The organism is Candidatus Cyrtobacter comes, assembly GCF_034470605.1.
Classification (GTDB): domain Bacteria; phylum Pseudomonadota; class Alphaproteobacteria; order Rickettsiales; family Midichloriaceae; genus Cyrtobacter; species Cyrtobacter comes.
Genome location: NZ_JARGYT010000053.1, coordinates 1 through 8,368, shown reverse-complemented (window position 1 = coordinate 8,368; position 8,368 = coordinate 1). Strand labels below are relative to the sequence as shown.

Sequence of the window (8,368 nt, the reverse complement as noted above, 5' to 3'; positions counted from 1 at the left end):
GATTTACAGATTGAGCAGCTTCTCGCATCAAAATTTCAATAAATGGAATAATATGTATGAATTTAAATTCATGGGTTTCTAATTGCCATTAGAAAAAAATGTGCTAAGCAACACACTGCAAATTACTAGGAACTTTTAATACTGTATACATTTTTACAGCAATAACCAATGTTTTGCAATTCATGTAGATATAGCCGTTTTATTTGAGATGGTATAATACTTCTTGCATCACAGCTTATTAGCCTTGTTATGCTAATTTAGCTTAAAGAACTATAGTTGATATAGGTTTAGATTGAGATATGGCATCAAAAATTTTACCACTTATTATAAAAACGTCTTAAGCCTTTTTATCCATGCTAACCATTAGAGTGTTTTAGAACCCTAATGTTTTATTTGAGGTAGATAGAATAATATCGCCTATGCTAATTCAGCTTCAATCGCTATATAGGAAAATTCTAAAAATAAATTGCTATACTTCACAAGAATAACATGCTGTTTTGCTACTGAACACAGGACAGTACTTTGTTGTATTAGTTTGATTGTTGTGATCGAATAATGGTGCCCAGAACCGGGATCGAACCGATGACACAAGGATTTTCAGTCCTTTGCTCTACCTACTGAGCTACCTGGGCACTTGGAGGAGAAGCGACCTCTACGGGATTCGAACCCGTGTTGCCACCGTGAAAGGGTGGAGTCCTAACCACTAGACGAAGAGGCCCCTATATGAAAACGGAAATAAGTCCGAGTCGCCGTCAACTTATAGCAGACATAGGAATATAATCAAGGCTTATCTACCAATGTCTTGAAAAGAGATAAATAAATTTTATACCGTTTCCAATAGACTTGAAAATATAATCTTAGTCTGCTAGAAGTCACAACGGATGGATGACCGAGCGGTTGAAGGTACCGGTCTTGAAAACCGGCGTACGTTCATAGCGTACCGTGGGTTCGAATCCCACTCCATCCGCCAGATTTTTTACAGAGAACTTTTCTTACAGCCATTGCGAGCATAGCGAAGCAAGCCAGAAACCCCAGTATTCATGAGCTTTTCAGAGCTTCCGTCTAGCACCAGACGCGTACTTCACTTTCTCAAATTTTGCCGTTTTACCCCCAAAATCTCCATTTTTGACCTCTCCATCTCCGATACATGCGAACACTCAGGCCGAAGGTACGCATGTCCTCAAACCCTCTATTTACCTAGGTTTCAGAGTATTGATGTTTTTTGCTCATGCATTTTTTAGAGAACGAAAAACGGAGTAGTGATAGAGATTCGAAACGGAGAAAATGAGGTATATTAAGGGATGGAAAGCAGTTTTCACTATCCTTCTAAAAAGAAATATGTTATGCGCCTTGCATATGTGAAAAAATTTCAGTGATGATTAGATTATATGATAAAGAGATTCATCGTTCTTATTTGTTTATGCTTAATTGTATTACAGAATAGCTATGCTGATTCCGGACTGAGCATTTCTTATATCAAAGAGATATCTGAGGCGGTCAAAAATGCAAGACATGCTAGTCGTGTTTGACGTCGACAACGTTATTTCCGCTCCTAGCGATTTAATTGGAAGGCCAAAAGCGAGGGCAGTTAGGCGAGCGATTTTCAAATAGTATGAACAAAAATATGGGAAAGATTGTGTAGTTCATATCCATTCACTATATTACCTTAGAGCTAGCGAAGAATTTGTTGAAAAAGAAATTAAGGAGATTATTCTTGGATTTTATGCACGAAAAATCCCAAGCATAGCGCTTACAGTAATGAGTACAGGAAAATTTGGAAATATTGACGATCCTATGCATCTTAGAGTATCTAGATTAAAAGAAAAAGGTATTGTTTTTGCTTTTGAAAATTTAAACAAAAAAAAATGAAACTTTATTTAAATGTAGTAGAAGTAGCCATAGAGCACGATGAAAAGTTTTTGATTATCAAAAGGCCTGAAGGTAAGCATGCAGGAGGTTTGCTATCTTTCCCTGGAGGAAAGGTTGAAGAAATAGATGAACAAAATGAGTGGGATATTTTAAGGCTTGCTGCAAAGAGAGAAATCCTAGAAGAGGTGGGATTAGACTTAAAAGATGACCTAAAATATATCATCAGCAACTATTTTGTTGATAGTATTGGGACGCATGTGATTGATACAATATTCCACTGTAAAATTGAAAAGACCGATTTGACAATTAATGCTTCGGCCCGTGAGGTTCCTGAATATTATTGGCTAACAGACGAAGAAATAAATCATGCACACAATGCACCTGAATGGCTGAAAAAATCTGTACAATATATTAGGTGGGCTCCATGAGTACTATCCAAAAAGGAACATACCGTCATTACAAAGGTCATTTATATGAGGTAACAGGTACGGCTCGTCATTCTGAAACCCTTGAAGATATGGTGATTTATAAAGCGCTTTACGGTGATTTTGGGATATGGATGCGTCCTCTTAAAATGTTCCTGGAAGATATTGATGTTAACGGCAAAAACCAAAAAAGGTTTGAGTTTGTAGAAAATGAATCATCAAAGGAAATCCATACTGATGCCTTACAATCCGACTATAAACTTTTCGAAACAACTTCAGATGAAGTAGAAATCCTAGAAGACAAACTTGATAAATTCAATATAGAACAATTGTCTTTTGTAGGCGATATGAAGATTAAAAAGAATTATATTATCAAGAACAAAACTGGAGATATTATTGCAGGAATCAGGGGGTGTTTTTATTTAGAGGAATGTCTCTTTATAAGCATGTTTTTTATAGATGAAGATAAAAGAAAACAAGGGTTAGGTAGTATTTTGCTGCAAACTATCGAGGAACAAGCAAAATCGATGAACATCAGGCTAATCCATCTTGATACCTTTGATTTTCAAGCGAAAGGCTTTTACATCAAACATGGCTATGAGGTGTTTGGTGTTTTAGACGACTGCCCTAAAGGCCATAAGCGATACTATATGAAAAAGGTATTGTAAATGAATTTGGACATTGCATTTAAAATTATTGAATATGATACAGCAGAATACAAAAGTGCTGTCTCATTAAGAGAATGTATACTGCGCGCTCCATTTGGTTTGAGCTTTTCTGAAGAAGAACTATTAGCAGAAAAATCTCATATCCAAATTGTCGGATTAAATGGCACGGAAATTATTGCAACAGCTGTGCTGGTTCCAGAGGGACGGTATTGTAAAATGCAACGCGTTGTTGTCAAAGAAGATTTAGTGAATACAGGCATTGGATCAAAAATGATGGTCTTTTGTGAAGATCGCGCTAAAAAAAATGGTTTTAAAACCATTTATTGTCATGCGAGAGATTCAGCTGTGAATTTTTATCTAAAAAATGGATATGAGGCAGAAGGCAATTATTTTGATGAAGACACTATCCCTCATTTAAAGATGAGGAAGAAGTTATGAATAATACACTATATGAATTCTCTCCTGCTACAATCGAAGAAGCAGAAACGATAAAATCAATGCCTTGGCCAATTGTGTTATTGAGAAAATTTTCTCTGCTACCGGCATTGATGGGTCACAAGAATTATTAAATATCGCTAAACAGAAATGCCTGAAAATGCGCTTTCACTAAGGCTTTTAGCGGATCAACATTAGAGTTCTCTGATGCCGATTGCAAACCCTGTGGTGCTATATCATTTTCATCGTGTTTTTTAAGTTTAAGCTGCATAAAAACAGATAGCTTCGATAGTGCTGATCTGCTGTTGCCTTATCTTGCGTTTCTAATAGCAGACTTTATAAGCCATTTTGGTTACACATCGATTCCTTCGGTGCTGAAGGATCAGCGTGTGGATTATCTTTTGTTGTTCAATGGGGGAATAAAATCATAGAGCAAAAACGACAAAGGGGCTCAAATTGCAGAGCTGACTGAGATTATAGATTCAGCATTAGCTTTGTGGGATCAGGCTTGTACGACGAGATGGAATAAGGCGCCAATATGGATTCATGGAGACTTTGCGATTAGCATATATACTCATGGATAAACTATCAGCAGTCATTGACTTTGGCGGTGCTGCAGTTGGAGATTCTGCCTGCGATTTTGTAATTGTCTGGACGTATTTATCTGGCAAAGTTCGTGAGATTTTTATTTCTGAAATGGATTCTGATACATGGCTTCGTGCCAGTGCATTGTGGGAAACAACATTTGAACTGTTTCAGGTAGCGGATAGGAATAGTGCTGATGCTTTGTTACAGAAACGAATTATTGATGAGGTAAAATGGTTAAAATTACAACTGTGTATGACGATAATAGTGCTCGATCTGAACTGAAGGATGATTGGGGATTTTCTTATGTTATTGAGCATCCAAATGGAAATATTCGATACTGGTGCTAAATCTGTAATATTAGAAAATAACCTAAAAAAATTACATATCGATCCTGCATTAATGAACTATTTCTCACAAGCATTGGGATCATAAAGGCGGAGCTTTATGGCTTTTGGAGAAAAATCCAAATATAATTGTTTATATGCCAAAAACTTGGAATGATAATTTCGAAAAAAGCTTGCCTATAAATAGTGAAGGCATACATAGCGTTAAAGGTCATTGTCCTATCAACGACACTTTTCATTTAATTTTATCTAAGAATTTACGGATCAATGAACTGGCTCTGGGAATCAAAACATCAAAAGGCATTGTTGCCATAACTGGATTTAGTCATACAGTGATACTTAAGATTACTAAAATCATGCGTTTTGTTATGCAAGAGAAAATATATGCGTTGTTTGGAGGATTTCATCTACTACGCTCTTTAAAATCAAAAATTAAAAATGCTGTCATAGGTTTAAAAAATGAAAATATATATTTTATAGCTCCATGCTATTATACTATGGATATCGCTTTATCAATATTCAAAGAAGAGTTGGATCATTGTTTTTTAGAAAATGGTGTTGGGTCTCAATATTTATTTGAGGTATGAGTTATGAATGCAGGAAATAAAACTCGCCTCTCTTTAATCATCTGGACCCTAGGCCTGATCACGATTGGTGGGGTCATAGGCTCTCTAACAAAACCAGAGATTAGCACTTGGTATAGCACATTAAATCGCTCCACCCTGACACCGCCAAATTATGTATTTCCAATAGCGTGGACTATTTTATACGGCATTATTGGAGCTTGCGGTTGGCTCATTTGGCGAGAGTCATTATTTACCAAGATAAGTGTTATCAAAAAATTATATGTAACCCAGCTCATCTTAAACTGGAGCTGGACGCCATTGTTCTTCCATTATCACTTAACTGGACTTTCCTTTATAGTGTTGGGCGCTATGGATATTTTGGTAGTCACTCTCATTTGGATAGCTAAAATGAGAGCTGTATCGCTGCTGATGATTCCATATTTATTATGGATTCTATTTGCAAGCTACTTAAATTTTTACATATGGTGGTGTAACTGAATGAAGATTAGCAATGGTGGTCAAGCATAAAAAACATAAACGTCGTATTTTTACCCATGTAGACGGTTATAACTGAAATACTGGATATTATGAGCTACAAAAAACGAGTCATTGACTTCATAGGCAAGCATCTTGATGAAGAGCTTGAGCCGGATGATCTTTGTCGCTTATTTTTCAAAATATCATTTTCATCGGTTGTTTACACTGGACTACCTCTCATGAGCTATATCAAGTGGCTACTCAAGTTGCTGCGGCTTAAACGAGCTACTCATCAACTGATTATCCATAAAGATTAAGAAAATCACCCACTTGACATCCAGGCAATGAGTCGCTATAATACAATGGTGATACGCAACCTCTATTTTTGAGAGGCTGTAGTGTCTCGTTTGTACTATCAACTCTTAGGAGTACGTTACGCAGTTACTAGGTTTTAGCAATGTTTGTCTCAAGCGAAAATATGATCAGAACAGCTTTAAGCACCTTTGCACATGCTTTTGTTGAAGCTGTAAGCTTTTTCATAACCTCTTCCGCTCTTTCTGCTGTTATATCATACTCTTACTATTCTCCGATTTCTTATTACCGATATTAAACATAAGTCTTAATATTCGTTCCTTGCTTCATCTGGAAGCGCCTATCAATATATATATATATCGGAGAAAAATCATGTCATTTACATTATTCAATCACCCTATGGTGACCCATGAACAGTGGGAAAATTTTACTCAAACGGATCATAATACCTGGAAAATATTATTTGAAAGGCAGTCATCGTTATTAAAACAAAGGGCTGCTGAAGATATAATCCAAGGTTTAGAAAAATTAGAAATTTGCAATGATCAAATTCCAAAATTTTCTACCCTAAATCACATATTAAAGAAAGAAACAAATTTTTCTATAGTGCCGGTTAAAGGGTTTATTCCTGAAGATTTATTTTTTAAATTTTTATCAATACGTAAATTTCCGTCTACTTGCTTCATTCGCAAACCAAGTCAGCTTGATTACCTAGAGGAGCCTGATATATTTCATGATGTTTTCGGGCATATACCATTGTTAGTGAACCCTATATTTTCAGACTTTATGGAACTGTTTGGGCGCAAAGGGCTTGAAGCAATTGAGGCAGGAATGCTGAAGTTTGCTGCAACTTTATACTGGTTTACTGTTGAATTTGGTCTTGTACAATCTGCAAATGGGTTAAGGATTTATGGAGCTGGTATCACTTCTTCAAAAGGTGAATCGATCTACTGCTTAGATTCTGAAGTACCAACTCGTATTAAATTTAATTCATTAAGGGCTATGAAGACTCAATACCACATTGATTCTTTCCAAAAGACATACTTTGTTATAGAAAGTTTTCAACAACTCTTTGATGTATTATAAAATCTCAGCTGGGAAGAGGTTAGAAAAACTTGTATGTTATTTCCAGAAATTGCACAAGGTATTGTGCTTAATGATCAAGAACAAATATAGAATTATTATGACTAAAACATGCGAATTAAGTAAAAAAAAATGCATTCTATGCCATGGAGGTATTTTGCCACTTGAGAAAAATGAGATTTTTAGGTTCTTAAGCGAATTACAGAGTGAATGGCTAGTAAATGAATTGGGGCATATTTATAAAAGTTATAAATTCCCCAATTTTATTGATGCAATGAATTTTGCTAATAAAATAGCGGAAATTGCCGAACAAGAAGATCATCATCCTGATTTAGCCATATCTTATGGGCAATGTATTGTTGAAATATGGACTCATAAGATTAATGGGTTAACTGAAAGTGATTTCATATTGGCAGCAAAAATTGATGGTATACATAATGAATAGTAATAGCGAAAAAATTTATACAAGTCTTTGTATATTATTTGTATCACTAATAATGCTCGGAAATCTGATATATCAGAAATTCGTCAGCTTACAGCTTCCTTTTTATAAATTTGAGCTATCAGTTGGTGCGGTGTTATATCCTTTAACTTTTCTTATTACTGATTTAATTACAGAGTTTTATGGAAAAGAAAGGGCGCAATTTTGCATTAGATTCGCAATGGTTATCAATATATTGGTTGCTATAATAATAGCTTTTATGGATTATTTGCCAGCAACAGAATGGTCAAAAATAAATGATGAAACATTTCATAATGTATTTGGCTATTACGGGGTAGCATTTGCTGGGTCTATAATAGCTTGCTATACTTCTCAAGCTATAGACGTGCGGCTATATTTATTGATACACAGTTTGACTAAAGGCAAATATTTATGGTTAAGAAATAATGGTAGTACATCTATTTCATTATTGATTGATACTACTGTTGTAATTGGGTTTATGACGATATTTGGAATTTTTCCTGTTGAGCAGATGTGGACACTGATAGTAAATAGCTATAGTTGGAAATTATTTTTCACTATTTGTAGCACACCTTTGTTTTACATAAGCGTTTCATTTATAAAATATTTCTCCAATTTTAATAAAGTTAGAGCCAGTAACTCAAGACAGTTTACTACGCCTATTTAACATAACTTGCATTTGCAGAAGAGTTTGAGATTCTGGCGTGTTATCCCAGCATCTTCTGTTTTGATCGCCATATAAGCTAGGGACGAATAACAAGCTAAGGTATTGTGCGTGAGTTCTAATCCTAATTTATTTGGAAATTGGTGCGCATTTTAACATGAACTCTGCGGGCTAAAAAAGTACAGCTATAAAAAATCCTATACCTACCTGGTAGCAGAAAAGCGAGATAAATACAAAGCAGAAGATCTGAATTTCTTTTATATATTGTGATGAGGGTGGCATTACCATTTGCAAAGATAGAGGCTGTGAAAAAAGTAGAAAAGTTTGTGGGTAAAAAGAGTAATATTATGAACAAACTATTGGCATTACCTAATGATTATAGATAGGAATTGAGATTAATAAAATTTTTCCAAAATAGTAGTGTTAAACTAGCAACAATCATCTTAACAGATTTGCTGTATTTTTTAGTTTTAC

The 8,368-nt window shown here is 35.1% G+C and carries 11 protein-coding genes and 3 tRNA genes; 11 read left to right on the top strand and 3 right to left on the bottom strand.

Features of this window, described 5'->3' with window-relative positions; translation table 11 throughout:
• Positions 1-556 precede the first annotated feature (556 nt).
• Both Cyrtocomes_RS04200 and Cyrtocomes_RS04195 read right to left on the bottom strand, forming a co-directional pair.
• Positions 557-632: transfer RNA gene (locus tag Cyrtocomes_RS04200), tRNA-Phe, on the bottom strand.
• A 14-nt stretch (positions 633-646) separates the two neighbouring features.
• Positions 647-718 (bottom strand) — tRNA-Glu (locus Cyrtocomes_RS04195).
• A 161-nt stretch (positions 719-879) separates the two neighbouring features.
• Between Cyrtocomes_RS04195 and Cyrtocomes_RS04190 the strand changes: the two genes are divergently transcribed.
• The 4 genes from Cyrtocomes_RS04190 to Cyrtocomes_RS04175 all read left to right on the top strand — a co-directional run bounded on the left by Cyrtocomes_RS04190 (position 880) and on the right by Cyrtocomes_RS04175 (position 3,400).
• Positions 880-970, top strand: a tRNA-Ser gene (locus Cyrtocomes_RS04190).
• A gap of 895 nt (positions 971-1,865) precedes the next feature.
• The gene (locus tag Cyrtocomes_RS04185) at positions 1,866-2,297 is read left to right on the top strand and encodes an NUDIX domain-containing protein (RefSeq protein ID WP_322497949.1); all 432 of its coding nucleotides are present in this window, start codon (positions 1,866-1,868) and stop codon (positions 2,295-2,297) included.
• Positions 2,294-2,962, top strand: coding sequence for a GNAT family N-acetyltransferase (locus Cyrtocomes_RS04180; RefSeq protein ID WP_322497948.1), 669 nt, complete (start codon positions 2,294-2,296; stop codon positions 2,960-2,962). Before Cyrtocomes_RS04185 ends, Cyrtocomes_RS04180 begins: the two co-directional genes overlap by 4 nt.
• Positions 2,963-3,400: a GNAT family N-acetyltransferase gene (locus Cyrtocomes_RS04175; RefSeq protein ID WP_322497947.1), complete on the top strand. Its 438-nt coding sequence runs from the start codon at positions 2,963-2,965 to the stop codon at positions 3,398-3,400.
• Between the two features lie 127 nt (positions 3,401-3,527).
• On the opposite strand, the gene Cyrtocomes_RS04170 is transcribed toward Cyrtocomes_RS04175, so the two are convergent.
• Complete coding sequence (locus Cyrtocomes_RS04170) at positions 3,528-3,668, bottom strand: hypothetical protein (RefSeq protein WP_322497946.1); 141 nt, start codon at positions 3,666-3,668, stop codon at positions 3,528-3,530.
• 275 nt (positions 3,669-3,943) lie between these two features.
• Here Cyrtocomes_RS04170 and Cyrtocomes_RS04165 point away from each other — a divergent pair, with 275 nt between their 5' ends.
• The 7 genes from Cyrtocomes_RS04165 to Cyrtocomes_RS04135 all read left to right on the top strand — a co-directional run bounded on the left by Cyrtocomes_RS04165 (position 3,944) and on the right by Cyrtocomes_RS04135 (position 7,897).
• Positions 3,944-4,267, top strand: a complete 324-nt coding sequence (locus tag Cyrtocomes_RS04165; RefSeq protein WP_322497945.1) for a protein kinase family protein — start codon at positions 3,944-3,946, stop codon at positions 4,265-4,267.
• Between the two features lie 3 nt (positions 4,268-4,270).
• A complete protein-coding gene (locus Cyrtocomes_RS04160; protein WP_322497944.1) occupies positions 4,271-4,417 on the top strand; it encodes a hypothetical protein in 147 nt (48 codons plus the stop codon).
• 19 nt (positions 4,418-4,436) lie between these two features.
• Positions 4,437-4,916: an MBL fold metallo-hydrolase gene (locus tag Cyrtocomes_RS04155; protein ID WP_322497943.1), complete on the top strand. Its 480-nt coding sequence runs from the start codon at positions 4,437-4,439 to the stop codon at positions 4,914-4,916.
• Positions 4,917-4,919: 3 nt separating this feature from the next.
• Positions 4,920-5,393, top strand: a complete 474-nt coding sequence (locus Cyrtocomes_RS04150; RefSeq protein WP_322497942.1) for a TspO/MBR family protein — start codon at positions 4,920-4,922, stop codon at positions 5,391-5,393.
• A gap of 612 nt (positions 5,394-6,005) precedes the next feature.
• On the top strand, positions 6,006-6,770 hold the full coding sequence (phhA, locus tag Cyrtocomes_RS04145; RefSeq protein WP_322497941.1) for a phenylalanine 4-monooxygenase: 765 nt from the start codon (positions 6,006-6,008) through the stop codon (positions 6,768-6,770).
• Between the two features lie 97 nt (positions 6,771-6,867).
• Positions 6,868-7,212, top strand: a complete 345-nt coding sequence (locus tag Cyrtocomes_RS04140) for a 4a-hydroxytetrahydrobiopterin dehydratase (RefSeq protein WP_322497940.1) — start codon at positions 6,868-6,870, stop codon at positions 7,210-7,212.
• Positions 7,205-7,897, top strand: coding sequence for a queuosine precursor transporter (locus Cyrtocomes_RS04135; RefSeq protein ID WP_410519704.1), 693 nt, complete (start codon positions 7,205-7,207; stop codon positions 7,895-7,897). Before Cyrtocomes_RS04140 ends, Cyrtocomes_RS04135 begins: the two co-directional genes overlap by 8 nt.
• The last annotated feature ends 471 nt before the right edge of the window (positions 7,898-8,368 follow it).

What these genes read in the sequence shown, in the direction of transcription:
- Cyrtocomes_RS04185 (WP_322497949.1), top strand. Translation starts at nt 1,866, where the DNA reads ATGAAACTTTATTTAAATGTAGTAGAAGTAGCCATAGAGCACGATGAA.
- Cyrtocomes_RS04180 (WP_322497948.1), top strand. Translation starts at nt 2,294, where the DNA reads ATGAGTACTATCCAAAAAGGAACATACCGTCATTACAAAGGTCATTTA.
- Cyrtocomes_RS04175 (WP_322497947.1), top strand. Translation starts at nt 2,963, where the DNA reads ATGAATTTGGACATTGCATTTAAAATTATTGAATATGATACAGCAGAA.
- Cyrtocomes_RS04170 (WP_322497946.1), bottom strand. Translation starts at nt 3,668, where the DNA reads ATGCAGCTTAAACTTAAAAAACACGATGAAAATGATATAGCACCACAG.
- Cyrtocomes_RS04165 (WP_322497945.1), top strand. Translation starts at nt 3,944, where the DNA reads ATGGAGACTTTGCGATTAGCATATATACTCATGGATAAACTATCAGCA.
- Cyrtocomes_RS04160 (WP_322497944.1), top strand. Translation starts at nt 4,271, where the DNA reads ATGATTGGGGATTTTCTTATGTTATTGAGCATCCAAATGGAAATATTC.
- Cyrtocomes_RS04150 (WP_322497942.1), top strand. Translation starts at nt 4,920, where the DNA reads ATGAATGCAGGAAATAAAACTCGCCTCTCTTTAATCATCTGGACCCTA.
- Cyrtocomes_RS04140 (WP_322497940.1), top strand. Translation starts at nt 6,868, where the DNA reads ATGACTAAAACATGCGAATTAAGTAAAAAAAAATGCATTCTATGCCAT.
- Cyrtocomes_RS04135 (WP_410519704.1), top strand. Translation starts at nt 7,205, where the DNA reads ATGAATAGTAATAGCGAAAAAATTTATACAAGTCTTTGTATATTATTT.